At 63.4% G+C, this 26,117-nt stretch carries 20 protein-coding genes; 16 read left to right on the top strand and 4 right to left on the bottom strand.

Annotation, left to right across the window (positions count from 1 at the left end; all coding sequences use genetic code 11):
• Window positions 1-15: 15 nt before the first annotated feature.
• Complete coding sequence (locus tag AB7532_RS29900; RefSeq protein ID WP_441238265.1) at window positions 16-855, bottom strand: class I SAM-dependent methyltransferase; 840 nt, start codon at window positions 853-855, stop codon at window positions 16-18.
• 123 nt (window positions 856-978) lie between these two features.
• On the opposite strand from AB7532_RS29900, the gene AB7532_RS29905 reads away from it, so the two are divergent.
• The 3 genes from AB7532_RS29905 to AB7532_RS29915 all read left to right on the top strand — a co-directional run bounded on the left by AB7532_RS29905 (window position 979) and on the right by AB7532_RS29915 (window position 5,054).
• Window positions 979-2,532: a winged helix-turn-helix domain-containing tetratricopeptide repeat protein gene (locus tag AB7532_RS29905; RefSeq protein ID WP_441238266.1), complete on the top strand. Its 1,554-nt coding sequence runs from the start codon at window positions 979-981 to the stop codon at window positions 2,530-2,532.
• Window positions 2,533-2,675: 143 nt separating this feature from the next.
• On the top strand, window positions 2,676-4,184 hold the full coding sequence (locus AB7532_RS29910; protein WP_441238267.1) for an EAL domain-containing protein: 1,509 nt from the start codon (window positions 2,676-2,678) through the stop codon (window positions 4,182-4,184).
• A 15-nt stretch (window positions 4,185-4,199) separates the two neighbouring features.
• On the top strand, window positions 4,200-5,054 hold the full coding sequence (locus tag AB7532_RS29915) for a TIGR01459 family HAD-type hydrolase (protein WP_441238268.1): 855 nt from the start codon (window positions 4,200-4,202) through the stop codon (window positions 5,052-5,054).
• A gap of 183 nt (window positions 5,055-5,237) precedes the next feature.
• Here the strand turns inward: AB7532_RS29915 and AB7532_RS29920 are convergent, their stop codons facing one another.
• Window positions 5,238-5,633 (bottom strand): response regulator, encoded by a 396-nt coding sequence (locus AB7532_RS29920; protein WP_007596883.1) that lies wholly within the window; start codon window positions 5,631-5,633, stop codon window positions 5,238-5,240.
• A 230-nt stretch (window positions 5,634-5,863) separates the two neighbouring features.
• On the opposite strand from AB7532_RS29920, the gene AB7532_RS29925 reads away from it, so the two are divergent.
• The 9 genes from AB7532_RS29925 to arfB all read left to right on the top strand — a co-directional run bounded on the left by AB7532_RS29925 (window position 5,864) and on the right by arfB (window position 21,836).
• Window positions 5,864-6,835 (top strand): bifunctional riboflavin kinase/FAD synthetase, encoded by a 972-nt coding sequence (locus tag AB7532_RS29925; RefSeq protein ID WP_441238269.1) that lies wholly within the window; start codon window positions 5,864-5,866, stop codon window positions 6,833-6,835.
• 206 nt (window positions 6,836-7,041) lie between these two features.
• A complete protein-coding gene (gene ileS / locus AB7532_RS29930) occupies window positions 7,042-10,053 on the top strand; it encodes an isoleucine--tRNA ligase (protein ID WP_441238270.1) in 3,012 nt (1,003 codons plus the stop codon).
• 10 nt (window positions 10,054-10,063) lie between these two features.
• Complete coding sequence (lspA, locus tag AB7532_RS29935; protein ID WP_441238271.1) at window positions 10,064-10,558, top strand: signal peptidase II; 495 nt, start codon at window positions 10,064-10,066, stop codon at window positions 10,556-10,558.
• A 96-nt stretch (window positions 10,559-10,654) separates the two neighbouring features.
• The gene (locus AB7532_RS29940) at window positions 10,655-11,380 is read left to right on the top strand and encodes a hypothetical protein (RefSeq protein WP_441238272.1); all 726 of its coding nucleotides are present in this window, start codon (window positions 10,655-10,657) and stop codon (window positions 11,378-11,380) included.
• Between the two features lie 205 nt (window positions 11,381-11,585).
• On the top strand, window positions 11,586-12,977 hold the full coding sequence (locus tag AB7532_RS29945) for a M16 family metallopeptidase (protein WP_441239380.1): 1,392 nt from the start codon (window positions 11,586-11,588) through the stop codon (window positions 12,975-12,977).
• Complete coding sequence (locus tag AB7532_RS29950; protein ID WP_441238273.1) at window positions 12,974-14,341, top strand: M16 family metallopeptidase; 1,368 nt, start codon at window positions 12,974-12,976, stop codon at window positions 14,339-14,341. The genes AB7532_RS29945 and AB7532_RS29950 overlap by 4 nt, the downstream gene beginning before the upstream one ends.
• Before the next feature lie 198 nt (window positions 14,342-14,539).
• Window positions 14,540-16,702 carry an FG-GAP-like repeat-containing protein gene (locus AB7532_RS29955; RefSeq protein WP_441238274.1) on the top strand — a complete coding sequence of 721 codons (2,163 nt, stop codon included), beginning with the start codon at window positions 14,540-14,542 and terminating at the stop codon, window positions 16,700-16,702.
• 395 nt (window positions 16,703-17,097) lie between these two features.
• Window positions 17,098-21,318: an FG-GAP-like repeat-containing protein gene (locus tag AB7532_RS29960; RefSeq protein ID WP_441238275.1), complete on the top strand. Its 4,221-nt coding sequence runs from the start codon at window positions 17,098-17,100 to the stop codon at window positions 21,316-21,318.
• A 101-nt stretch (window positions 21,319-21,419) separates the two neighbouring features.
• Window positions 21,420-21,836 (top strand): alternative ribosome rescue aminoacyl-tRNA hydrolase ArfB, encoded by a 417-nt coding sequence (arfB, locus tag AB7532_RS29965; RefSeq protein ID WP_441238276.1) that lies wholly within the window; start codon window positions 21,420-21,422, stop codon window positions 21,834-21,836.
• Window positions 21,837-21,894: 58 nt separating this feature from the next.
• On the opposite strand, the gene AB7532_RS29970 is transcribed toward arfB, so the two are convergent.
• Window positions 21,895-22,203, bottom strand: coding sequence for a hypothetical protein (locus tag AB7532_RS29970; RefSeq protein WP_441238277.1), 309 nt, complete (start codon window positions 22,201-22,203; stop codon window positions 21,895-21,897).
• 303 nt (window positions 22,204-22,506) lie between these two features.
• On the opposite strand from AB7532_RS29970, the gene AB7532_RS29975 reads away from it, so the two are divergent.
• From AB7532_RS29975 to AB7532_RS29990, 4 genes are read left to right on the top strand one after another with little or no spacing between them, the layout of a single operon-like run.
• Window positions 22,507-22,893 carry a c-type cytochrome gene (locus tag AB7532_RS29975; protein WP_441238278.1) on the top strand — a complete coding sequence of 129 codons (387 nt, stop codon included), beginning with the start codon at window positions 22,507-22,509 and terminating at the stop codon, window positions 22,891-22,893.
• Window positions 22,894-23,289, top strand: a complete 396-nt coding sequence (locus AB7532_RS29980) for a VOC family protein (RefSeq protein ID WP_441238279.1) — start codon at window positions 22,894-22,896, stop codon at window positions 23,287-23,289.
• 45 nt (window positions 23,290-23,334) lie between these two features.
• A complete protein-coding gene (locus AB7532_RS29985) occupies window positions 23,335-23,883 on the top strand; it encodes a gluconate 2-dehydrogenase subunit 3 family protein (protein ID WP_441238280.1) in 549 nt (182 codons plus the stop codon).
• 29 nt (window positions 23,884-23,912) lie between these two features.
• Entirely contained in the window at window positions 23,913-25,481 is a 1,569-nt protein-coding gene (locus AB7532_RS29990) for a GMC family oxidoreductase (RefSeq protein WP_441238281.1), read from the top strand.
• Window positions 25,482-25,605: 124 nt separating this feature from the next.
• Here the strand turns inward: AB7532_RS29990 and AB7532_RS29995 are convergent, their stop codons facing one another.
• On the bottom strand, window positions 25,606-25,923 hold the full coding sequence (locus tag AB7532_RS29995) for a ribbon-helix-helix domain-containing protein (protein WP_441238282.1): 318 nt from the start codon (window positions 25,921-25,923) through the stop codon (window positions 25,606-25,608).
• Window positions 25,924-26,117: the final 194 nt, after the last annotated feature.

The raw sequence follows: 26,117 nt of genomic DNA on the forward strand, positions 1-26,117 counted from the left end.
GGATGTCGAGAGCGCTCAGCGCTTGGTGATCACCGCTTCCAGATACTCGCTGTGCACGACGATGGTGCCGTCATCGGCATGGTTGAACTCGCCGAGCAGTGCCAGCAGATCACGCTTCAGCGCGGCCTGGCCGCTCTCGTCGAGCGCGGCGAATGCCTTCAGCGTCGGCCCGTAGAAGGTCTTGAAGACATCAAGCCAGTGGTCCGGCGAACGATAGCGGAAAACGAACATCCGCGGTTCGGCCGATATCTCCGAGGCTTTGTTGATGAACATTTCCTCAAGCCGCGCCTGCGTGCCCCACAAGGCCGGCGACTTCACGCCGGCCGGCGGCGGCAGATGCTTGCCGATGGTCTTGAAGAGCTGGCCGATGAACCCCTGCGGCGTCCAGTTGGCGAGGCCGATCTTGCCACCCGACTTGCAGACCCGTGCGAGCTCGGAGGCCGCCTTGTCCTGGTCCGGCGTGAACATCACACCGAAAGTCGAGACCACGACGTCGTAGCTGCCATCTGCAAACGGCAGCGCTTCGGCATCCGCTTCACGAAATTCCACCGTCAGATGGTCCGCCGCCGCGCGCTCCTGCCCGCGCTTGAGCAGCGCCGGCACATAGTCGGTGGAGGTGACGTCACACCAGCGCCGGGCCGCAGCCAGCGTCGCATTGCCGTTGCCGGCGGCGACGTCCAGCACCTTGCTGCCGGCGCGTAAGTCGAGTGCCTCACAGAGCTGCTCGCCGACGATCTGCAAGGTGGTGCCGACCACGGCATAGTCGCCGGACGACCAGGCGCCGTGCTGGCGCTGCTTGACGGCGGCGAGATCGGGTTGGGTGGCGGCTGGCTTGAGCGCAGCGGATGTCGACATGGGCAATTCTCCTGCGGTTGAAAACGCCGGGACGATAGGGCGCATGCTGACAGCTGGCCTTGAGAGCGGCGTTATTTTACGCTGAGAGCGCCTTGATTTCCGAACGGGAGCCGAGGAGGAATTGTGACGTTTCAGTTCGAGGATTTCCGGCTCGACCCCGAACGCCGCGAATTGCGGCGTGGCGAGACACTCATCGCGCTCGAACCCCAGGTGTTCGACCTCCTGCTTCATCTCGTCCGCAACCGCGAGCGCGTGGTGACGCGGGACAATCTGCTCGATGCGATCTGGAATGGCCGCGTCGTCTCGGAATCGACGCTCACCAGCCGCATCAACGCGGCCCGGCGCGCGGTTGGCGACAACGGCGAGGAGCAACGGCTGATCCGCACCATCGCGCGCAAGGGCGTGCGGTTTGTGGGAGAGGTCACAGAACTTGCTTCGGCGGCGGTGCCAGCCAAACCGACCGGCGCCGCACCGGCAGGATTGCAACTCCCGGATCGCCCGGCGATTGCGGTGCTGCCCTTCACCAATATGAGCGGCGAGACCGAGCAGGATTATTTCTCCGACGGCATCAGCGAGGACATCATCACCGCGCTGTCGAAGCTGCGCTGGTTCTTCGTGATCGCGCGCAACTCTTCCTTCATCTACAAGGGCCGTACGGTTCATCTGCGGCAGGTCGCCGAGGAGCTCGGCGTGCGCTACGTCGTCGAGGGCAGCGTCCGCAAGGACGGCGGCCGGGTCCGCATCACGGCGCAGCTCAACGACGTCGCCACCGGCAGTCATCTCTGGGCCGAGCGCTACGACCGCGAGCTCGCCGATGTCTTCGCCGTGCAGGACGAGATCACCGAAGCCATCGTTGCCGCGATCGAGCCCCAGCTCTATGCCGCCGAAAGCTTTCGCGCGCAGCGCAAGGCGCCCGAGAGCATGGACGCCTGGGATCTCGTGATGCGTGCGCTGTCGCATTACTGGCGCGTGACGCGGCAGGATCACGTCGTGGCGCAGGCCCTGCTCGAAAAGGCCATCGCGCTCGATCCGAATTACGGCAAGGCGCTGGGGCTGCTCGGCACCAGCTACATGTTCACGGCGCATATGGGCTGGATGGAGATGGCGGCTGCGATGCCGGCCGCCGAGCACGCGGCCCGCGCCGCGATCCGCGCCGACGACGAGGATGCCTGGGCGCACAATGCGCTCGGTCATGTCGACCTGTTCGCGCGACGGTTCGAGGACTCGCTCGCCGAATTCGAGACCGCGCTCCGGCTCAACCCGAATTTCGCGCTGGCGCAAGGCTATTACGGGCTGACGCTCGGCTATTGCGGCCGCTGGCGGGACGCCGACGAGGCCGCGCGGCGCGCGATCCGCCTGAGCCCACGCGACCCCTATGCTCCGGTGTATTTCGGCATCGCCGCCTTTGCCCGCTACCTCGGCCGCGATTACGAGGAGGCCATCCGGCTCGCGCAGGAGTCCCTGCGCCAGCGCGGCGATTTCGTCGGCGGTCACCGGGTGCTGACCGCGGCCGCCGGCATGGCCGGGCAAACCGGGATCGCCCGCGCGGCCCTCAGGGAACTTCACCGCGCTCAGCCGAACGTGTCGCTGGCCTGGCTCACCGAGTTCATGCCGATCAAGCTCGCTCCCGATCGCGAGCACTATCTCGAAGGCTTTCGCCGGGCCGGGCTGACATGAGCAGCAAAGAGGCCGCTATCCCCTCGAATCAACAATGATGTTAGGGTCGTACGGCCAAGGGGAAGCATGAGGCGTGACGGGCTCGCACAATGGCCCGTGTTTTCCCGGGTGAGGCAGCAGCTCTTTGAGGCGTAACGCGCGGCATGATTCGCATTTCGACGATCTTCATCGCCATCTGCATGGTTCTGGTCGCGGCCTCGCTCGGGCTTGTGCTCTACTCGGTCGCCGGCATCAGCGGGACCGAGTCCGCGATCGTGGCGCTGACCGCGCTGACCTTCCTGATCCTCTACAACGCGGTGTCGATGCGGCTGCGCGACCGCAGCGACGTCGGCGGCCAGATCGCCGATTTGTCGCGTGGTACCGCCGACCTCGCCCGCCAGGTCGCCGAATTCGGCCGCCGCCTCGCGGCGATCGAGGGGCGCGTCGCCTCGTCCAATTCGGCCAACTCCGATCGCGTCCAGTCGGTGATCGGCGAGATCAACGAACTGGGCGGGCTGGTCAGGCAGCTTGCCAGCACCGTGTCGGCCCATGAGGATCTGCTCGCCGGCAGCGCGCCCGTGCCCTCTCCCGCTCCGGTCGCCAGCCTGGAGCCGGAGGCACCGCTCGACCTCATTGCTCCGTTCGAGGAGCGATCGGTCGCCCCTCCCCCCCTTCCGGCACCGCCGCCCTCTCCCACAGTGTCATCGCGCCCGGCACCAGCGGTTCAGGCTCAAACCGCCCATGCAGTTCAGACCACCAACGGACGCAACCAGACGCAATTGCTGGCGACGCTGCGGAACGCCATCGACGAGAACCGGATCGACATATTCCTCCAGCCGATGGTGACCCTGCCGCAGCGCAAGGTGCGGTTCTACGAGGCCGTCACGCGTTTGCGCGACGATCGCGACCAGCTGGTCGCTGCCGAGGAATTCATCAGCATCGCGGAAGCGTCCGGTCTGATCGGGCGTATCGACAACATGGTGATGCTGCGCTGTGTGCAGGTGCTGCGGCGCCTGATGGTCCGCAACAAGGATGTCGGCGTATTCTGCAACGTCGCGGCCTCTACGCTCGGCAATTCCACCAGCTTCGCGCAGTGCCTCGACTTCCTCGAAGCCAACCGGGCGCTGGCGCCGTCGCTGGTGCTCGAGTTCAAGCAGTCGACCTTCCGCAACCTCGGCCCGGCCGAGACCGAGAATCTCGCGGCGCTGGCCCAGCGCGGCTTCCGCTTCTCGATCGACCATGTCACGGACCTCAGGATCGAGCCGCGCGAGCTCGCCGATCGCGGCGTGCGCTTCATCAAGGTTCCGGCCTCGCTCCTGCTCGACCCCCGGCAGGCCTCGACCTCGGACATCCACCCCTCCGACCTGTCGGACCTGCTCGGTCGCTTCGGCATCGACCTGATCGCCGAACGGATCGAGGGCGAGCGCGCGGTGGTCGACCTGCTCGACTACGACGTGCGGTTCGGCCAGGGGTTCCTGTTCGCGCCGCCCCGGCCATTGCGGCCGGATGGGGCATCTGCTACCGGCGGGGCCTCGCCGAACCAGGCGCAGGATATTCAGGGATCCAATGGCTCCGCTTCTCCCAGCCAAGGCGCGACAACTGGCGCGACGTCTTCGGCGCCTCCGCCCCAGCGCACCACCACCGGCAACGCGGCGCTCGCGCGCCGAATCTGACCGGCGCTGCGCATCATGACCACGCTGCATTTCGCCGAAAGCCTGCGCGAGCTCGTGGGCGGCGTCGATGTCGTGCTCAGCGACATCTGGGGCGTGGTTCACAATGGCCTCGAATCCTTCCCCGAGGCCTGCGAGGCGCTGCACACCTATCGCAGCCACGGCGGTACGGTGATCCTGATCACCAACGCGCCGCGCCCGGCCGATTCCGTGCAGCGACAGCTGCGCAAGCTCGGCGTCGCGGATGAAACCTATGACGCGATCGTCTCGTCGGGCGATTTGACGCGGCTCTATGTCGCCGAGCATCCCGGAGCCAAGATGTTCTGGCTCGGTCCCGAGCGCGACAACTCGATCTATCGCGGCCTCGATGCCACGACCGCGCCACTGGAAGAAGCCGACTTCATCGTCTGCACCGGCCTCTATGACGACGAGACCGAGACGGCCGAAGACTATCGCGGCATGATGCTGCAGGCCCGCGAGCGCAAGCTGACGCTGATCTGCGCCAACCCCGATATCGTCGTGGAGCGCGGCGACCGGCTGATCTACTGCGCCGGTGCGATCGCGGAGCTTTATCGCGAACTCGGCGGCGAGGTGATCTTCTACGGCAAGCCGCACCGGCCAATCTACGAGCGCGCGATGCGGCTGGCCGGCGAACGCCAGGGCCATCAGATCGACCGGAAGAAGGTGCTGGCCATCGGCGATTCCGTCCGCACCGACCTCACCGGCGCGCGCGAATTCGGCATCGACTGCCTGTTCGTCACCCGCGGCATCCACGCCGAGGAATTCGAGGGGCTCGACCAGCTCGATCCGAAATCGGTAGTGGAATTGTTCGGCCACCCGCCGAAGGCGCTGATGCGCGAACTGAAGTGGTGATTGCGGCCCGGCCAGAGGCAGCGCCGAACCAGACGAATTGCTAAGCCCCAGTCGCCGTCATGGCCGGACTTGATCCGGCCATTCACGTCTTCCCGGCACTTGCAGATCCACGAACGTGCATGCCCGGGACAAGCCCGGGCATGACGATCTCTCTGGAAAGCTGTTTTCGGACGAGGAGCGCGCTTACGCGCTCGCCATGTCCGGGAAGACCGCCTCGATCTTGGTCTTCAGCGTCGCCGCGTTGAACGGCTTGACGATGTAGTTGTTCACGCCGGCCTTCTTGGCCGCGATCACGTTCTCGGTCTTCGATTCCGCCGTGATCATGATGAAGGGCGTGGTGGCCAGATTCGGATCCGCGCGCACTTCGCGCAGCAAATCGTAGCCCGTCATCGGCTCCATGTTCCAATCGGAAATCACGAGCCCGTACTTCTTGCCGCGCATCTTGTTCAGCGCCGCCGAACCGTCGCTGGCATCATCGATATTCTCGAAGCCAAGCTGCTTCAGGAGGTTCCTGATGATACGGATCATGGTGCTGTAGTCGTCAACCACCAGAACCGACATCGACAAATCAACCGCCATCTCGACTCCCCCAACGCAAACCCAGGAAATATTACGAACGGACCTGCCGGGCCGTAGCCCCGCTGCTCCACGTTTCAAGGACTAGCATCAAGGCGTTAAACAGCGCGTTAATCGCGGGCGGCTCCGAAGGACTGAAATCGCATTCAAAGCGTCCCGCCCCCTGCCGCTTGACTTCATCCGGCCGGTCAAGCCACGGTCCGACAGGTTCTGCCGCTTCGAGAATTCCCCTGATGGCCCCGCATTTTACCGTTATCCGCGACTCCACGCCGGATTCCGCGATTTTAAGGGGCGCCGTGGTCGCCATGGGCAATTTCGACGGCGTTCATCTCGGCCACCGCGCGGTGATCGCGGCGGCCCTGGAAATGGGCCGGACGCATGGCCGCCCTGCGCTGGCGTTGACCTTCGAGCCGCATCCGCGGCGATTTTTCAGCCCGAATACCCCACAATTCCGCCTGACGGACGAGCCGGCCAAGCTGCGGCTTCTGGCCGGCACCGGGCTTGCCGGCGCCGTGGTCATGACTTTTGACAAGTCCCGCGCCGGCACCAGTGCGCAAGACTTCATACACCATGACCTGATCGGACGTCTCGGCGTCAGTGGAATTGCGGTCGGCTACGACTTTCATTTCGGCAAGGGTCGCGTCGGCTCCCCCGGCCTGCTGGTCAACGAGGCGCCCCGGCTCGGCATCGAGGTCGATGTCCAGCCGCATGTCGATATCGACGAGCGGCCGGTCTCCTCCAGCGCCATCCGGATCGCGCTGGCCGAAGGCCTCCTCGACGAGGCCACCACCATGTTGGGGGCCCCCTGGTTCGTCACCGGCGAGGTGATCCATGGCGAGAAGCGTGGCCGCGACCTCGGCTATCCCACGGCCAATATCCGCCTCGATGCCAATTGCGGCCTCAAGCACGGGATCTACGCGGTGCGGGTCGGCCGCGGGTCCGAGCGCCTCGACGGCGTGGCGAGCTTCGGCCGCCGCCCGACCTTTGATAATGGCGCGCCGCTGCTGGAAATCTTCCTGTTCGACTTCAAGGGCGACCTCTACGGCCAGGCGCTCGACTGCGCGTTCGTCGGCTTCATCCGCGAGGAGCTGAAATTCGACAGCCTGGACGCCCTGATCCGCCAGATGGACGACGATTCCGCCCGCGCCCGCGCCGTGCTGGCCGCCGCCCCGGACGCCTTTCCGCGCCTCGGGGCGATCGATTAAGGCCCAAATCCGCCCCCGCCGAACCTTTTGCGCTTCCTTTGGCCCCCTGCTATGGAGTGCCCATGTTTGCGCGGCGCATCATAGGGATTAGCGGCCCGGCTTCCGCCTGAGCCTGAAGGCTCGGCGCAAGACCGGGATTTCGTCGTTTCACCCCGCGATTCCGCATCGCGATCCGTTCCCGCGCCATTTCCGAGCCAGTCAGCCCCATGTCCGAAAAGCCGCAGAAGTCCGACGCCAAAGACTATTCCAAGACCCTTTATTTGCCGCAGACCGAATTCCCGATGCGCGCCGGTCTGCCGCAGCGCGAGCCGGAAATGCTGAAATACTGGGGCGACATCGGCCTCTACGACAGGCTGCGCAAGGAAGCCGAGGGCCGCGCCAAGTTCGTGCTGCATGACGGCCCGCCCTACGCCAACGGCAACATCCATATCGGGCACGCGCTCAACAAGATCCTCAAGGACGTCGTGACCAAGAGCCAGCAGATGCTCGGCTTCGACTCCAATTACGTGCCAGGCTGGGATTGCCACGGCCTCCCGATCGAATGGAAGATCGAGGAAGAGAACTACCGCAAGAAGGGCAAGCAGAAGCCCGACTTCCGCGACTCCGCCGCGATGGTGGCGTTCCGGAAAGAGTGCCGCGCCTATGCGACGCACTGGATCGACGTGCAGCGCGAGGAGTTCAAGCGGCTCGGCATCATCGGCGACTGGGATCATCCCTATCAGACCATGAGCTATCCGGCCGAAGCGCAGATCGCGCGCGAGCTGATGAAGTTCGCCGCCAACGGCACGCTGTATCGCGGCTCCAAGCCGGTGATGTGGAGCGTGGTCGAGAAGACCGCGCTTGCCGAGGCCGAGGTCGAATACGAGGACTACACCTCCGACATGGTCTGGGTGAAATTCCCGGTCACCTCGCCCGCGCATGGCGCACTCGCCAATGCCTCGGTCGTGATCTGGACCACCACGCCATGGACGCTGCCCGGCAATCGCGCGATCTCGTTCTCGCCGAAGATTGCCTACGGTCTCTACAAGGTGACGGATGCGCCCGCAGACAATTGGGCGAAGACCGGCGATCTCCTGATCCTGGCCGATGCGCTGGCCGCGGAGGTGTTCAAGCAGGCACGCGTCACGTCTTACGAGAAGGTGCGCGACATTCCCGGCGACACGCTGGACGCCGTGGAATGCGCCCATCCTCTGCGCGGCTTCGACGGCGGTTATGAATTCATCGTGCCGCTGCTCGCCGGCGACCATGTCACCGACGATACCGGTACCGGCTTCGTCCACACCGCGCCGAGCCACGGCCGCGAGGACTTCGACGTCTGGATGGCCAACACCCGCGAGCTCGATGAACGCGGCATCTCGACCGCGATCCCTTATACGGTCGACGAGAACGGCGCCTACACCGCGCAGGCCCCCGGCTTCACCGGCAAGCGCGTGCTCAACGACAAGGGCGAGAAGGGCGATGCCAACGAGGCCGTGATCAAGGTCCTGATCGAGGGCGGCAAGCTGCTCGCTCGCGGGCGCCTCAAGCACCAATATCCGCATTCGTGGCGCTCGAAGAAGCCGGTGATCTTCCGCAACACGCCGCAATGGTTCATCGCGATGGACAAGGACATCAGCGAGGACGGCGATGCGAAGAAGGGCGACACGCTGCGCGCCCGCGCGCTGCACGCGATCTCGGTGACGCAATGGGTGCCGCCGTCGGGCGAGAACCGCATCAACGGCATGATCGCAAATCGTCCGGATTGGGTGATCTCGCGTCAGCGCGCCTGGGGCGTGCCCATCGCCGTGTTCGTGCGCGAGAAGGCCGACGGCTCAGCCGAGATCCTGCAGGACGAGATCGTCAACCAGCGCATTGCCGAAGCCTTCATGGAAGAAGGCGCCGACGCCTGGTACATGGACGGCGCCCGCGAGCGTTTCCTCGGCTCGCGCGCGAGCGAAGACTGGAAAAAGGTCGACGACATCTGCGACGTCTGGTTCGATTCCGGCTCCACGCACGCCTTCGTGCTCGAGGACCGGCAGAACTTCCCGCAGCTCGGCAACATCGTCCGCAAGATCGACGGCGGCCAGGACACCGTGATGTATCTGGAAGGCAGCGACCAGCATCGCGGCTGGTTTCATTCCTCGCTGCTGGAAAGCGCGGGCACGCGCGGCCGCGCCCCCTACGACATCGTGCTGACCCACGGTTTCACGCTCGACGAGAACGGCCGCAAGATGTCGAAGTCGGTCGGCAACACCGTCGAGCCGCAGAAGGTGATCAAGGATTCGGGCGCGGACATCCTGCGCCTGTGGGTCTGCGCCACCGACTATGCCGACGACCAGCGCATCGGCCCGGAGATCCTGAAGAACACCATCGAGACCTATCGCAAACTGCGCAACACCGTGCGCTGGATGCTCGGGACGCTGCATCACTTCAAGCCGAGCGAGAGGGTCGCCTATGCCGACATGCCCGAGCTCGAGCGGCTGATGCTGCACGAGCTGGCCGGCCATGCCGAGACCATCCGCAAGGCCTATGCCGCGTTCGACTACAAGACCGTGGTCGCAAGCCTCGCGGCCTTCATGAACTCCGAGTTGTCGGCGTTCTACTTCGACATCCGCAAGGACACGCTGTATTGCGATCCGCCGTCCTCGGTGGCGCGCAAGGCGGCGCTCACCACGATCGACATCCTGTGCGATGCGATCCTGAAGTGGCTCGCGCCGATCCTGAGCTTTACCACCGATGAAGCCTGGCGGATGTTCCGCCCCGGTGCTGAGCCGTCAGTGCATCTGACGTTGTTCCCCACGGATATCGAACAGCTGCGCGACGACAAGCTCGCCGCAAAATGGAGCATGATCCGCACGGTCCGTCGCGTCGTCACCGGGGCGCTCGAAATTGAACGTGCCGCCAAGAGAATCGGGTCCTCGCTCGAGGCATCTCCTGTCATTTATCTGGCCAAGGAATTCATGGGCGAATTGTCCCTGGTCGATTGGGCGGAAGTCTGCATCACATCGAACTTTGAGGTTATCGTTCTCGGTGATGGAGAAGACCTTCCCCCTGAGGAGGCGTTCAGACTGGAGGATGTGTTCGGAATCGCCGTGATCGTTGAGAAGGCGGAGGGTAATAAGTGCGCCCGCTCCTGGAAGATCTCGCAGTTTGTGGGCGATGACCCTGAATACCCCGACGTCACCCCGCGCGACGCCACGGCGCTGCGCGAGTGGAAGGCGTTGGGCGTGGGCATCTGATCGAACGGCCATGACCCCTCTCCGCGCCGGCATCCTCGCGGCCATGGTCACCCTCGTGGCCGACCAGGCCTCGAAGCTGTGGCTGCTGAACGTGTTCGACCTTGCCCGTCGCGGCGTGGTGCAGGTGATGCCGTTCTTCGACCTGGTGCTGGCCTGGAATATCGGCATCAGCTTCGGCTGGCTCCAGAACGACAGCCAGGCGGCCCAGATCGCGCTGATGGCGGTCAAGGTCATTGCCGTGGTCGCGCTGGCAATCTGGATGGCCCGCTCGCACACCTGGCTTGCAACCATCGCGCTGGGGCTGATCATCGGCGGTGCGATCGGCAACGGCATCGACCGCTTCGCCTATGGCGCGGTGGTCGATTTCGCCCTGTTCCACATCGAGATCGCCGGAAATACCTATAATTGGTACGTGTTCAACCTCGCGGATGTGGCCATCGTTGCTGGGGTCGCGGCGCTATTGTATGATTCCTTCCTGGGGGTACCCGCCGCAAAAGCGCCCTGATCCCGGCTGATACGGGCGGGGAGGCGGAACCTTGCTTTTTGCGAGGACTGGCCGCGTGCGAGCGGCGATCTGTCACAATATGGAACAGGTACAGTGATGCGCAGCTCGAAGACCAGCGGTTCGATGGTTCGAGACCCCAAATCGGGGCTCTGGCGGGCGTTGAAATTGTCCGCTGTCGCGCTCGGCATCGGCCTCGTCATGACGGCAGGTCCGGTCCGCGCCGGTGACGACGACGACGACGATGACGGGATGACCTTCGAAGAGAAGATCATCGACAATCTGATGTCCGGCATCGGCGCCAAGAGCATGGAAAAACCCGGCATCGAATACCGCGAGCGTTCGCCGCTGGTGGTACCGCCCAAGCTCGACCTGCCGCCCCCCGCGACCCAGGCCAAGAATGCACCGAACTGGCCCAAGGACCCCGAGGAAAAGCGCCGCAAGGAAGCTATCGCCGCGCGGAAGAAGGCCACCAAGGCGACGGAGAATTGGCAGGCTGCCCAGCCGCTGACGCCCGCCGAAATGAAGGCCGGCCAGGTCGCCGCACCCGAGCGCACGAGCAATGATCCGATTCAGCCGGGCACCAACGGCAACCCGTCGCTGAGCCCCTCCCAACTCGGTTTCACCGACGGGCTGTGGGACATGATGAAGGGCGGCAAGAGTTCCGACAACAAGCAGTTCACCACGGAGCCGCCGCGCTCGTCGCTGGTCGAACCGCCGCCGGGATACCAGACGCCCTCGCCGAACTACGCCTATGGCGCCGGCGTGGACAAGTCGCGCCGGACCTATTTCGACATCATGTCGGGCAAGGACAAGGAACAATAGCGTCCCTAGCCCACCGCGACATTCTTGCAGGCGCCAACCTGTCACCGGCGGCGCGTGCATGCCGGACGCGGCCCATAAATTGCCTATCAGTAACTTGCCACCGCGTTGAGTTCTCTGCTTCGTGACGCGAAGCCTCAGCCGCACGGTGTACCATGCCGTGCCTCCGAGCCGGAGATCCGGACTCGGCCTTTCACCAGGGATCATGATGTCCGCAAACCGATCGGTTGCCTGCCTTCTTGCTGCGCTGCTTTCGACGAGTGTCCTTTCAGCCAGCGCCGCCCTCGCCCAGACCACGGTGACATCGGCTCCGCCCGCCAGCTTCACGCTTCCCAACGGCATGCAGGTCGTGGTGATCCCGGATCACCGCACGCCTGTGGTCACGGAGATGATCTGGTACAAGGTCGGCTCGGCCGACGAGACGCCGGGCAAGTCCGGGCTCGCGCACTTCCTCGAACATCTGATGTTCAAGGGCACCTCGAAGCACCCGGTCGGCGAATTCTCCCAGACCGTGCTCCGCGTCGGCGGCAACGAGAACGCCTCGACCTCGGTTGACTACACCAATTATTACCAGCGCGTGCCGAAAGAGCAGCTGCCGACCATGATGGAGTTCGAGGCCGACCGCATGACCGGCCTCATCCTCAAGGACGAGAACGTGCTGCCCGAACGGGACGTCGTGCTCGAAGAATACAACATGCGCGTCGCCAACAATCCGGACGCGCGGCTCAACGAGCAGATCATGGCCGCGCTCTATCTCAACCATCCCTACGGCCGGCCGGTGATCGGCTGGCACCAGGAAATCGAGAAGCTCGATCGCGAGGATGCGCTCGCCTTCTATCGCCGCTTCTACGCGCCGAACAACGCAATCCTGGTGATCGCAGGCGACGTCGAGGCCGCCGACATTCGTCCACTGGTCGAACGTAATTTCGGCTCGATCCCGGCCCAACCCGCAATCCCGGCGCGGCGCGTCCGCCCGCAGGAGCCGGAGCCGGCGGCACCGCGCACGGTGACGCTGGCCGATCCGCGCGTCGAGCAGCCCAGCCTCCGCCGCTATTATCTGGTGCCCTCCGCGACGACGGCCGCGGCCGGCGAGAGCGCCGCCCTCGACGTGCTGGCGCAGCTGATGGGCAGCGGCAGCAATTCCTATCTCTACCGCGCCCTCGTGGTCGACAAGCCGCTCGCGGTCTCCGCCAGCGCCAGCTATTCCAGCATCTCGCTCGACCCGACCCAGTTCGCGGTCGCGGCCTCGCCGAAACCGGGCGTGAGTTTTGCCGAGGTCGAGCAGGTGATCGACGGCGTCATCGCCGACATTGCCCAGAACCCGATCCGCGCCGAGGACCTGGAGCGCGTGAAGACCCAGCTCATCGCGGAAGCGATCTACGCCCAGGACAACCAGGCTGTGCTGGCGCGCTGGTATGGCGGCGCGCTGACCACGGGCCTGTCGATCGAGGACATCCGAAGCTGGCCCGACCGCATCCGCTCGGTCACGGCCGAGCAGGTTCGCGCCGTCGCGCAGAAATGGCTCGAGAAGAAGCGTTCTGTGACGGGCTATCTGATCAAGGACACCAGTGCCGCCAAGCGCGAGGAGAAGCGTTCGTGACCTATCCCTTTCTTCGACGCATTGCTTTCTCCGTCACCACCGGCGCGGCCCTCGCGCTCGCGACTGTTACGCCGTCGCAGGCGGCGGCCAAGATCCAGCGCCTGGTCTCCCCCGGCGGCATCGAGGCCTGGTTCGTGCAGGACGCGACCGTGCCGCTGATCGCCATGGAATATTCCTTTGCCGGCGGCTCGGCGCAGGATCCCAGGGACAAGTCGGGCGTCGCCAATCTCGTCGGCGACCTGCTCGACGAAGGCTCCGGCGATCTCGACTCCAAGACCTTCCACGAGCGGCTCGACCGCCGCGCCATCGAGCTCTCCTTCAGCGCCACCCGCGATACGTTCCGCGGCAGCCTGCGCATGCTGCGCGACAACAAGGACGAAGCCTTCGACCTGCTCAGGAGCGCGCTGACTTCACCGCACTTCGACACTGCGGACGTCGAGCGCATCCGCTCGCAGGTCCTCTCCGGCCTGCGCCGCGAGACCACCAACCCGACCTCGCTGGCGAGCCGCAAATTCCTCGAAGTCGCCTTCGGCGATCATCCCTATGGCCGCCAGACCAACGGCACGCTCGACAGCGTCCCGACCATCACGGTCGCCGACATGAAGGACTATGTCGGCCGCATCCTCGCCAAGGACACGCTCAAGGTCGCGGTCGTCGGCGACGTCGATCCGGCCACCCTCGGCAAGCTGCTCGACCACACCTTTGGTAGCTTGCCCGGCAAGGCCAACCTCACGCCTGTTACCGACGTCGAGGCGGCCAAGCCGCCGCAGCGCGCCTTCGTGACGCTCGACGTGCCCCAGACCGTCATCACCTTCGGCGGCCCCGGCGTGAAGCGCAGCGATCCGAACTTCATGGCGGCCTATGTGGTCAATCATATCCTGGGCGGCGGCGGACTGTCCTCGCGGCTCTATCGCGAGGTTCGCGAAAAGCGCGGTCTTGCCTATTCGGTGTATGAATCGCTGCTCTGGATGGAGCATTCGGCGATCTTCATCGGCAACACCGGCACCCGTGCCGACCGCGCCGGCGATACCATCGACGCCATCGACAAGGAGGTGCGCCGCATCGCCGAGGAGGGCCCGACGCAGAAGGAGCTCGACGAGGCCAAGTCCTATCTCAAGGGCTCGCAGATGCTGGCGCTCGACACCTCCTCCAAGCTCGCGCAGGCATTGCTGCAATACCAGCAGGACAAGCTGCCGATCGACTATATCGAGAAGCGCAACGGCATCGTCGACGCAGTGACGCTGGACGACGCCAAGGCAGCCGCCAAGCGCCTCTGGGGCCAGGGCCTCCTGACCGTCGTCGTCGGCCGCGCTCCACAGGCCGCAGCCCAACCGGCCGCAAGCCCGGCGACGAAGTCGAACTGATCCGGGGTCCCGCGGGCGCTCCAGCGCAGCGAGCGTCCACATCACAACGCAAGGTGCATGACAGCACTCCGCGCGCGGCGTGATTGACTCCGTAAATGAGGCTGAATATCGTCCTCCGCGGGGAGCTGGGGAGCGTTCGCGACAGGCTGATTGCTGTCGCCAGAGAATCTGTGTGCGGCTCCGGAAGCAGGAGCCGTCATGGCCGTCGATAACGATATCCTCTCGATCACCGGAACGGTCCAGACGGCGCGCTGGAATACGGACGCGCCGCTTGGCACGGCCGTCGTCGTCACCTTCAGCTTCGACTCCGCCCGTGGGTCCTACGACACGGTCGCCCGGCCGGGTTTCGCGGCCTTTTCCGACGCACAGAAGGACGATATTCGTCAGGCCCTGAGCGTATGGGCGGCGGCCAGCGGGATTTCGTTCATCGAAGTCCCAGAAGCGGTCGGCGGACAGATTCGCTTCAACATGTACGACATGAGCGGAGTACTCAACTCCGTAGGCCAGCAGGCCTCCGGCTTCGCCTACTACCCACAGGTTCAGACCGCCAATGTGGGCGGCACGACGCTCTACAGCCCTGCCTACAACAATCTCGGCGGCGACGTTTTCCTGAACGCCAATCTCTACGCCGGCAATGACGCCATCATGGCGCCCGGACGTGGCGGCTACTCGGTCACGCTGCATGAAATCGGCCACGCGCTCGGGTTCAAGCACCCGTTCGAAGGCACGCCGACGATCGATCCTGCGCATGACAATGCCAACTACACGGTGATGTCATATAATCGTCCGAGTACGACGGTCTCCCTGGGTACGGTGGATGTCGCCGCGTCCCAATATTATTACGGCACCAGCGACATCAGCCACAGCTTCAACGCCGCGACGCTGACGGTCACCTTCACCGGGACCGGCGCGGGAGAGTGGATTCTCGGCACCGAACTGAGCGACGTGATCTACGCCGGTGGCGGCGACGACTATCTGCGGGGCGAGATCGGCAACGATATCCTGGCCGGAGGCATCGGCACCGACACGCTGACCGGCGGCGTCGGCAATGACCTCTTCGTGTTCAATCCCGGCGACGGCTTCGACACCATCACCGATTTCGTCGCCGGCGCGCATACCGATGACCGGATCGACCTGACTGCCTTTCATACGGATCTCGCCCATGCCCTGGGACAGGCGGCCCAGGTCGGCGCCAACACGGTGTTCAGCTTCGCAAACGGCGATACCCTGACGCTTCAGAACGTCACCAAGGCCAATCTGAATGTAGACGATTTCGTCGGCGCGCCGAACAAGGCGGTGAACGATTTCAACGGCGACGCCCGAAGCGACATGCTGCTGATCAACAACAGCGCCCACACCGTCTACCAGTGGCAGATGAACGGCACGCAGATGTCGGCCAATCTGCTGGTCGGCACCATCAACGGCGCCGCCGGCTGGAATTACATCGGCAACGGCGACTTCAATGGCGACGGCCGGGCGGACATGCTGTTCATCAACTCCGCGACCCACGGCGTGGCCGAATGGCAGTTGGACGGCAATGCGATCATCGCCGGCCCGCAGATCGGGATCTACAACGCCGCAGGCGGCTGGAATTACACCGGCACCGGTGATTTCAACGGCGACGGCAAGACCGACCTGCTGTTTCAGAACGCCTCGACCAACGGCGTCGCAATCTGGCAGATCGACGGCACCCAGCTGACCGCGGCGCCGCAGATCGGCATTGCAGCGGCCGGATGGGCCTATACCAGCACCGGCGATTTCAACGGCGACGGCAAGACCGATCTGCTGTTCTCGAACGCTGCAACCCATGGCCTGATGATCTGGCAGGTGAACGGCACCCAGGTCACCGACAATTCGCAGATCGGCACCGTCAACGCCGCCGCCGGCTGGCACTTCACCACGACGGGGGATTTCAACGGCGACGGAAAGACCGATCTCCTGTTCCTCAACGACACCACCCACGGTGTCGCGATTTGGCAGATGGACGGCAGCCGGATCACGGACGCGCCCCAGATCGGCGTGGTCAACGCCGCCGGCGGCTGGCACTTCCAGGATACCGGCGACTTCAACGGCGACGGCAAGACCGATCTGCTCTTCCTCAACGACACCACCCATGGCGTCGCGATCTGGCAGATGAACGGCACCCAGGTCACGGCGAGCCCGCAGATCGGACTCATCAACGCCGCCGGCGGCTGGCACTTCGACGCCGTGCGCGACCTCAGCGGTGACGGAAAATCCGACCTGGTGTTCGAGAACAGCTCCACCCAGGGTGTCGCATCATGGGTGATGAACGGCACCCAGATCGCAAGCAGCGGGCAGTTTGTGAGCTATGACGCTGCGAATTGGCATTTGTATATGTGAGTTGAGATAGTGATGCTGGGGAGCTGTCGAGCATCTCGCTCCATGGCTAGCTGGCAGCAGCGGCATTGAACTACCGCCGACACATTCGATCCGCGTCACCTGACTGTCATTCGGCGAGCATTCCCATATTCCCCTTGACGACGATCCGCCTTTCAAGGTTGTATAAAAGAAAATTGCTCTCTTAGCGATATTTCTGACAGAACGCTTCTGGTCCGCCCGCGGGGCTTTTCAACGGACCTTTACCTCCGCAATTGTGTGGCACTTTTCTTCCGAAGCCGCACGCCAAAGCTTGTTGCGCTCGTCGAGCCGTAACGACGGTCGCCGAACTACGACGTCTGTTTGAATGAGCAAGTTCTTTTTGAAACCCAGATTTCTGGGGCGGATTGGGGCGACATATGATCACTCTGGATACTCTTTCCAGTGCCGACTACGAATCAAAACGCTTCGACCTTCTGAAGAAGGTGGAAGGGATCATACTCGCGCCGTATCTCGACAATCACACGCCAAAGATACCGACGATCGGTCTTGGCTTTAATATGAAGGTCAACCTGGAGCCCGTCGCGAAAGAAATACTCGGCACGCACTGGACGATAGAACTCGAACAGCAATTACAAGCCCAGGTAAACCTAAGCTACGCCGATCCGGCTACCCTGCAAGCCAACCTCAACGGCGTTCTGCGGGCGTGGCGCGACTCTCATGACAGCCAGATCACGACGTCCTTTCAGTTTACTTCCGAACAGCAAGTTAAGAACGCCCTGAACGTCATCCAGGGCGGCTATGAACAGACAATCGACGCTCGCGTCGCCGGGATGACCACCTCTGACGAACGAGCCGTTTTATTTTCGCTCGTCTACAACGCGACCGGCCTGCTAGGCGGGAATCTTTCAGCAGACATCAACAACAACCTACGGCCCGAGGCGTGGTGGGAGATCAGGTACCAGTCCGACGCCAGCGGTGATGCTGGAATTGCAAATCGGCGTTATGTCGAAGCCAATCGCTTCGAACTCTACGACGATCCGTCAAACGTTGGTCAGACGGAGGCGGAGAGCGCCGCCAGGATGTACACCAACCATCGCGACGCCATTCTAACTTATGAGAACAGTCACGACCCGCTGACGGCAGCACAGCAGAAAGCCGAACCAGGCATCAAGAACATCTACGACGAATTACAGCCTGCGGTCACGGCACTGAAGAACGCCTATCACATATCGGCGGCCACCCAGCTGGAAGAGGTCCAGATCGCAGACAACAGCCGCACCGCATTGTCAGGTGATGGCACGGCCTTCGACAGTTCGAAGAACGACCAGGACTTTTTGATAGGTTCGTCCGCAAACAATACTCTCGATGGCGGCGTTGCAGACGATGTGCTGGTTGGCCTGGGCGGCAACGATGCCATCGTCGGCGGCACCGGAAGCGACATTGCCGTCTTTCGAGGCGATTGCGACGACTACACCATCACCCACAACGCCGATGGCACCGTATGGACAATCACCGACAAAGTCGCCGGGCGCGATGGCACCGACACCCTGACCGGGATGGAGTACGTCCAATTCGCCAACGAGATCCATCGGCTTGAGCTCGGCCATTCGATCTGCGGCGGCGGCGAGGATTTGTGCCTGGTTATCGACACCACGTCGAGCATGTCCGATGACATCGCAGCCGTGAAGGCTCAGGCGATCAACCTGATCCGCCAGATCTTCGAGACCGGCGAAGATGCGGCCGCATCGCGGATTTCCATCGTGGGGTTCAAGGACCCGGGCGAAACGCAGGTCATTCTCAGCTTCACGAACCAGATGAGCTTGGCCGATCGCGAAGCTGCGGCGATCGCCGCGATCAACAGCATTTCAGTGAGCGGCGGCGGAGACATTCCCGAGGGAGCCTACTCGGCCCTGCTCGTCGCTCTGAACGGCTCGGCGGGCGCCTGGCGCGAGGATGCCAATGTACGCCGTATCGTTCTGTTCACGGACGCTCCCGCAAAGGACGGTTCGCTCGCGGCGCAGGTCAACGCGCTGTCGCAAAACGTCGTAATCGTTCACGCATCGGATGCCGAGCCCGCCGCGAGTTCGGGTCTCGCCGCGGCAGCAGGCGCCGTCCCGATCAACGCAGGCGTCGAAATCTATGGCGTCGTGGTCGGGTCGGACGCCTCGGCTCTCGCCTCGGTCACTCAGATTACGAATGACAACAGGGGGCTCGTCTTCCAGGCCGGCGCGGCGGGAGATGTCGCGGGCTCAATCGCCGATGCGGTGACGACGCCGTATCTAATCGCAGCCAACGGGACCACCGGGAACGACACGCTGACGGGGACTATTGTCGGCGATCGCATCGTCGGCCTCGACGGCAATGACACCATTAATGGCCTGGATGGCGACGACTACCTGGTCGGCGGCACCGGCAACGACGCTCTTTTCGGCGACGCCGGCAACGATCGGCTCGACGGCAGCGAGGGCTCCGACACGATGGTGGGCGGCGCAGGTAACGACACCTATATCGTCGACAACGTCGCGGATGTCGTGACGGAGCTCGCGAACGAAGGTACCGATACGATCAAGAGCTATATCGCCTGGTCGCTACAGGCAAACTTCGAAAACCTCGAGCTTCTTGGTACGAATGCCGTCTCCGGCTTCGGCAACTCGCGGAATAACGTCATCACGGGTAATTCCGGAAGCAATTTTGAAAGCGGCGGCGGCGGATCCGATACGCTCTACGGCAAGGATGGCGACGACACTCTTGTGGGGGATACGCCTGCTGGAACAGTTTCTGACACAGGCAGCAACAGAAACAATGCGATCGCGACTGCGCTTCAGATTACCGCATTTACGCTCGCTGCCGACGCAAACATTCAAAACTCTACAATCCAACCGCACGCAACGATCGCCGGGACAGGTGACAATACCTATCGCTTCTACTCGCTCGCAATCACAAAGCCCGGCGTCAGCGCCGTCTTCGATATCGACTTTCCTCCGGGGCTGTCGAACGGCTCGTTCGATTCACACCTTCGACTTTACAATTCGGCCGGCGTCCTTCTCGCCGAAAGCGACGATGCGTCGACCTCGCTCGGAGGAGGCGGAAGCACCTCGAATCTGGACTCATACCTTCAATACACCTTCGCCGCCGCCGGCACCTATTACGTCGAACTGGCAAGACACAGTCACGAGGTCATCCCCGCAGCGGTAAACTATCAACTCCAGGTCTCGATCAGTGACATAAGCGGCGTGACCGGATCACTGGTCGTAGCCGTGGGCGCTAGCGACATCCTCGATGGGGGTAGCGGCCACGACGTCCTGACCGGCGGCGGAGGTGATGATCGATTTGTGTTCTCGCCCGGCTATGGGGCTGACACGATCACCGACTTCACGGCTGGCGCGAAGACCGATGACAAGATCGACCTCACCGCGTTTCATACGACACTTGCCTCTGCACTCGGCAAGGCAACGCAATCCGGCGCCGACACCGTCTTCAATTTCGGGAACGGCGATACGCTGACGCTCCAGAACGTCAACAAGGCGAGCCTGAACGCCGATGACTTTGTCGGCGCGCCGAACAAGACTCCCGGCGATTTTGGCGGCGACGCCAAATCGGACCTGCTGTTCATCAACAACACCAGTCATGGCATCGCCGAATGGCAGATGGACGGCGCGCAATTGCTGACGGGGCCGCAGATCGGGACGATCAATGCCGCTGGCGGCTGGCGCTTCAACAACACCGGCGATTTCGACGGAGACGGCAGAAACGACCTCATGTTTTTCAACGACGTCACCCACGGTGTCGCTGTCTGGACGATGGATGGTACGCGCGTCACCGCCTCCCCGCAGATCGGGACGATCAACGCCGCTGGCGGCTGGGGCTATACCGGCACTGGTGACCTCAACGGCGATGGCAAGACCGACCTGCTGTTCCTCAATTCCACGACTCATGGAGTCGCCATCTGGCAGCTGGACGGCACCAAGGTCACGGCTGCGCCGCAAATCGGGACAATTAACGCGGCCGGCGGCTGGAGCTATACGGGCATCGGCGACTTCAACGGCGATGGCAAGACTGACCTGCTGTTCCTCAATCCGACGACCCACGGCGTCGCGATCTGGCAGATGGATGGCACCAAGATCACGGCTGCGCCGCAGATCGGCACAATTAACGCGGCCGGCGGCTGGAGCTATACGGGCAGTGGTGACTTCAACGGCGACGGCAAGACTGACCTGCTGTTCCTCAATGCGACGACCCGTGGCGTCGCGATCTGGCAGTTGAACGGCACGCAAATTACCGCGAGCTCGCAGGTCGGCACCTCCGCCGCCGGCTGGCACTTCCAGGATACGGGTGACTTCGACGGCGACGGCAAGGCGGATTTGCTGTGGATCAACGATTCCACGCACGACGCCACAGTCTGGCTGATGAATGGCAATCAGATTGCGACAAACCGGTCGATCGGCACCATCAATGCCGCCGCAGGTTGGCATTATGACGGCCTCCGCGACTTCAACGGCGACGCCAAGACCGACCTGCTATTCGAGAACAGCACGACCCATGGCCTCGCGGTTTGGCTGATGAACGGCACGCAGGTAACGGCCAATTCGCAGATCGGTGTCGTCAACGCCGCCGCCGACTGGCACTTGACCCTCTAACCACGCTCCAGAGGACATCGAACGGAGAGCAAAAGCAAGCAGCTTCAGCTAGATTGCATCGGAATTGATTCTCCTTTCGGATCACTCCACACCGGTGCCACATGCTGCGGATATCCCGCGATCTCGTCATCGACGAGGACGACATCGAGATCGTTTTTGTCCGCGCCTCCGGCCCGGGTGGGCAGAACGTCAACAAGGTCTCGACCTCGGCCCAGTTGCGCTTCGACACGCGCAAGCTGACGATTCCGGAGGACGCGGCGATCCGGCTCGCCCGCATCGCCGGACAGCGCATGACCAAGGACGGCGTGATCGTGATCCACGCCCAGCGCTTCCGCACCCAGGAACGTAACCGGCAGGACGCCATCGACCGACTCGTCGAAATCCTGACCGAGGCGATGATCCGGCCGACGCCGCGGCGCGCGACGCGGCCGACCTTCGCCTCCAAGCAGCGCCGGCTCGACGGCAAGAAACGCCGCAGCGACGTCAAGTCGAAGCGCGGCGGCAGTTTCGAGGACTAGTAAACGCAAAAACTCCGGCCGCAGAGCGGCCGGAGTTTTGCCGTTTCACCGGCGCGGACTAGTAACGCTTGCCTGTCGCTGCACCGCCCGTCGTGGGATCGTCGGCGGTCCCCTTGTGAGCAGCGCTGCCCGTGGTGCCGACCGTGCCTCTGGTACCCTTGGTCGACTTCATGCCGGTCTTGTCGCCCGCCGCGACCGGCTGGGCATTCATCTCCTCGTCGCTGCTGCCCATCGTGCTGCCTTGCATCGGTTTGCTTTGCACGGCGCCGCCCGGCTTGGCAGTGGGTGGCGCTCCTTGCGCGAGAACCGGCGCGGCAACGAGCGCCGACAGCGCGCATGCGATCATCGAGGTCTTCACCAACTTCATCCATTTCTCCTGGATTTTTCGCGATGAACGGCTCGGCGGCTCCTACGCCGCTCGTCTGCACCGGACCATTGCATCGCGTAGAGAGTTCAAGCGGCGCGTTCGGCATGCAATGCGCACGGTGTGGGGATCGTTGAGGGATTTGACGGCGCTTTCGCGGAATTGTGCTCCGCATATAAGGCGGCGCGGAACATCGCACGTCACAAGCATCTCTGCGCGCAGCGAAACAGCCCGCTACTACCACCGCATGTTTGACGCCGCCTAGAGTTTGCGCAGGCGTTGATATGGATGGGCGAGCTGTAGGCGATGCGCGCGATCGTGCTGGGATTGTGCACCGCGATGGTGCTGTTGGTCAGGGTTGCCGGCGCGCAAATGCCATTACCGGCCGCAAAGCCGCCGGATGGCGCGACACTCTTCAAGCAGCAATGCGCCGTGTGCCACACCACAAGCCTGTCGGAACCGACGCGGCAAGGCCCGCCGCTGGTGAAGATCGTTGGCCATCCCGCGGGCAAGGTCGAAGGCTTTCGCTATTCGGACGGCCTCGCGAAAGCGGACTTCGCCTGGGACGAGAGCAGGCTCGACGCCTGGCTGACCAATCCGCAAAGCGTCGTTCCCGGCGTGACCATGGCCTACCGGCAGGCCAAGGCGGAGACGCGCGCAGCCATTATCGCTTATTTGAAGGAGCAGAACTGAATGGCAAAGCCCGTTCATTCCATGATCCGCGTGCTCGACGCAGCACGCTCGCTCGACTTCTACAAGCGTGCCTTCGGACTCGAAGTCGCCGACCACCTGAAGTTCGCAGACTTTGCCCTGATCTATCTGCGTCACCCCTCCTCACCTTTCGAGGTGGAGCTGACGGTGAACTTCGACCGCAAGGAGCCGTATCAGCTCGGTGATGGCTACGGCCATCTCGCCGTCGTGGTCGAGGATCTCGATACCGAGCATGCCCGCTTCGCGCGCGAGACGCTCGCACCGGGGCCGCTGCGCGACTTCAAGCACGACGGCAAGACGCTGGCGCGCTTCTTCTTCGTCAGCGATCCCGATGGCTACAAGATCGAGGTGATCCAGCGCGGCGGACGTTTCGGTTGATCAAAACCACAAGAACTCAAATCAAAAAATCCACGGAGGAATGCCATGAGAGAAATCGATCGTCGAAGCAAGCACAGCCGCCGCGTCTTTCTCAAGGGCGCGGCAACGGCCGTGCCGGTCGTCGCTGTCGCGACCAGTGTCGCAGTCAGCATTGAAGACGCGTGGGCCGAGGAGACAAGCGCACTTTCGCCTGCAACGATGAAGACGCTGCTGAAGGTCGCGCGCGACATCTATCCGCACGATGTCCTCGGCGACAGCTATTACATCACTGCGATCAAGCCATGGGACGGCAAGGCGGCCAAGGACGCATCCGTCAAGTCGCTGATCAGCGACGGCATCACGCGGCTCGATCAGAACGCACGCGACCGCCACAAGGTCGCTTACGTCGAGGTGCCCTGGGAGGCCGATCGCGTCGTGCTGCTGAAGGAGATCGAGCAAAGCGACTTCTTCCAGAAGGTGCGCGGCGACCTCATCGTCTCGCTCTACAACCAGAAAGAGGTCTGGCCGCGGTTCGGCTACGAGGGCTCCTCCGCCGAGCATGGCGGCTACATCAACCGCGGCTTCGCCGACATCGACTGGCTGCCGAAGGCTTAAAGACCACACAACGGTTGAGGAGAACGCATATGGCAAAATTCGATCTGAACGATTCCAGCGTTGTGGTGATCGTCGGTTCCGGTGCCGGCGGCGGCACGCTGGGCAACGAGCTGGCGCAGAAGGGCGTCAAGGTCGTGATTCTCGAAGCCGGTCCCCGCATCGAGAACCAGGACTTCGTCAACGACGAGTGGGAGAGCTTTTCCCAGCTCGCCTGGACCGATGCACGCACCACGTCGGGGACATGGCGCGTCGCCAGGGACTTCTCGGGCCTGCCCGCCTGGATCGTCAAGGCGGTCGGTGGCTCGACGACGCATTGGGCGGGTGCCTCGCTGCGCTTCGACGAGCACGAGTTCAGGGTGAAGAGCACCTATGGCGGTCTGCCCGGCGCCAACCTACTGGACTGGCCGGTGACGCTCGCCGAGATGGAGCCGTGGTATGCCAAGGCCGAGAACAAGATGGGTGTGACCCGCACCAACGGCATTCCCGGATTGCCCGGCAACAACAATTTCAAGGTGCTTGAAGCGGGCGCCAAGAAGCTCGGCTACAAGACCGTGCACACCGGCAACATGGCGATCAACAGCCAGCCGCGTGACGGGCGCGGCGCCTGCCAGCAGATCGGCTTCTGCTTCCAGGGTTGCAAGTCGGGCGCGAAATGGTCGACGCTCTATACCGAGATCCCCAAGGGCGAGGCGACCGGCAATCTCGAGGTCCGCCCCGGCAGCATGGCGGTCAAGATCGAGCATGATGCCGGCGGCAAGGTCACCGGTGTCGTCTACGCCGACGAGAGCGGCGCGATGCAGCGCCAGAAGGCGCGCATCGTCGCGGTCGCCGGCAACTCGATCGAGAGCCCGCGGCTGCTGCTCAACAGCGCCTCGAGCATGTTCCCCGACGGCCTCGGCAACTCATCGGGCCAGGTTGGCCGCAACTACATGCGGCACATGACCGGCAGCGTCTATGCCGTGTTCGAGAAGTCGGTGCACATGTATCGCGGCACCACCATGGCCGGCATCATCCGCGACGAGGCCGCCAACAATCCGAAGCGTGGCTTCGTCGGCGGCTATGAGATGGAGACGCTGTCGATCGGCCTGCCCTTCATGGCGGCCTTCCTCAACCCCGGCGCCTGGGGCCGTCCGTTCACCGCGGCGCTCGACGGCTATCCCAGGATGGCCGGCATGTGGCTGGTCGGCGAGGACATGCCGCAAGAGACCAACCGCATCACGCTCGACCCGGTCGTGAAGGACAAGCACGGCCAGGCCGTCGCGAGCGTGCATTTCGACGATCACCCCAACGACGTCGCGATGCGCGCGCACGCCTACAAACAGGGCGCCGCGGTCTACGACGCCGTCGGCGCCACCGTGACCTATCCGACCCCGCCCTATCCGAGCACGCATAATCTCGGCACCAACCGGATGAGCGAGAAGCCGCGGGACGGCGTGGTGAACAAGTTCGGCCAGAGCCACGATGTCAAGAACCTGTTCGTCTCCGACGGCAGCCAGTTCACCAGTGGTGCTGCGTGCAACCCGACGCTGACCATCGTCGCGCTGGCAATCCGGCAGGCGGACTACATGGCGGGCGCGATGGGGAAGAAGGAGATTTGAGGGCGAGCTTTCTCCTCGTCATTGCGAGGAGCACTTGCGACGAAGCAATCCAGACTGCCGCCGCGGACAGATTTCTGGATTGCTTCGCTACGCTCGCAATGACGGCGGAGGGGTCTCGTAGCCGCTATTCGGCCGCGTCGAGAATCGGCGTCATCGCGGCCTTGAACTCCGGCACTGCCACCATGCTCTTCGAGCGATAGATCAGGCACGAGCAGCGCAGCAGCGAGGCGAAATTGTTGACCTCGCCGTGATGGTCGAGCACCTCGTTGTAGAGCGTGGTCAGGAACTTGCCGACGCTCATGTTCTCCTTGGCCGCGATCTCCTCCAGCGTGTCCCAGAACGCCATTTCCAGCCGGATCGAGGTGCAATGCCCACCGATCCGCAAAGACCTCGTCTGGGATTCGTAGTCGCGTTGGGGCTGGTGCGCGAAGAGATGGCACATGGCGTCCTCCCATCCTGTTGCCATTTTTTCACGATGCTACACCGCGGCCCCGCACCCCACAATCAGGACGGCGCCAGGACGTTTCGCTCCGGCTCGGTTGCACGATTTTCTCGAACGTCCAATGTCTTCAATGTGATAGGCAACCCTCTTCCCCAGGGCGCCACACGGCTGTTGCCCAACACATGCTTTTGACG

This window comes from Bradyrhizobium sp. 930_D9_N1_4, assembly GCF_052076015.1.
GTDB lineage: Bacteria > Pseudomonadota > Alphaproteobacteria > Rhizobiales > Xanthobacteraceae > Bradyrhizobium.

Bases quoted from the DNA above. Each gene is read 5' to 3' on its own strand.
- AB7532_RS29900 (WP_441238265.1), bottom strand. From the start codon at position 855: ATGTCGACATCCGCTGCGCTCAAGCCAGCCGCCACCCAACCCGATCTC.
- AB7532_RS29910 (WP_441238267.1), top strand. From the start codon at position 2,676: ATGATTCGCATTTCGACGATCTTCATCGCCATCTGCATGGTTCTGGTC.
- AB7532_RS29915 (WP_441238268.1), top strand. From the start codon at position 4,200: ATGACCACGCTGCATTTCGCCGAAAGCCTGCGCGAGCTCGTGGGCGGC.
- AB7532_RS29920 (WP_007596883.1), bottom strand. From the start codon at position 5,633: ATGGCGGTTGATTTGTCGATGTCGGTTCTGGTGGTTGACGACTACAGC.
- AB7532_RS29925 (WP_441238269.1), top strand. From the start codon at position 5,864: ATGGCCCCGCATTTTACCGTTATCCGCGACTCCACGCCGGATTCCGCG.
- ileS (WP_441238270.1), top strand. From the start codon at position 7,042: ATGTCCGAAAAGCCGCAGAAGTCCGACGCCAAAGACTATTCCAAGACC.
- lspA (WP_441238271.1), top strand. From the start codon at position 10,064: ATGACCCCTCTCCGCGCCGGCATCCTCGCGGCCATGGTCACCCTCGTG.
- AB7532_RS29940 (WP_441238272.1), top strand. From the start codon at position 10,655: ATGCGCAGCTCGAAGACCAGCGGTTCGATGGTTCGAGACCCCAAATCG.
- AB7532_RS29945 (WP_441239380.1), top strand. From the start codon at position 11,586: ATGTCCGCAAACCGATCGGTTGCCTGCCTTCTTGCTGCGCTGCTTTCG.
- AB7532_RS29955 (WP_441238274.1), top strand. From the start codon at position 14,540: ATGGCCGTCGATAACGATATCCTCTCGATCACCGGAACGGTCCAGACG.
- AB7532_RS29960 (WP_441238275.1), top strand. From the start codon at position 17,098: ATGATCACTCTGGATACTCTTTCCAGTGCCGACTACGAATCAAAACGC.
- arfB (WP_441238276.1), top strand. From the start codon at position 21,420: ATGCTGCGGATATCCCGCGATCTCGTCATCGACGAGGACGACATCGAG.
- AB7532_RS29970 (WP_441238277.1), bottom strand. From the start codon at position 22,203: ATGAAGTTGGTGAAGACCTCGATGATCGCATGCGCGCTGTCGGCGCTC.
- AB7532_RS29975 (WP_441238278.1), top strand. From the start codon at position 22,507: ATGCGCGCGATCGTGCTGGGATTGTGCACCGCGATGGTGCTGTTGGTC.
- AB7532_RS29980 (WP_441238279.1), top strand. From the start codon at position 22,894: ATGGCAAAGCCCGTTCATTCCATGATCCGCGTGCTCGACGCAGCACGC.
- AB7532_RS29985 (WP_441238280.1), top strand. From the start codon at position 23,335: ATGAGAGAAATCGATCGTCGAAGCAAGCACAGCCGCCGCGTCTTTCTC.
- AB7532_RS29990 (WP_441238281.1), top strand. From the start codon at position 23,913: ATGGCAAAATTCGATCTGAACGATTCCAGCGTTGTGGTGATCGTCGGT.
- AB7532_RS29995 (WP_441238282.1), bottom strand. From the start codon at position 25,923: ATGTGCCATCTCTTCGCGCACCAGCCCCAACGCGACTACGAATCCCAG.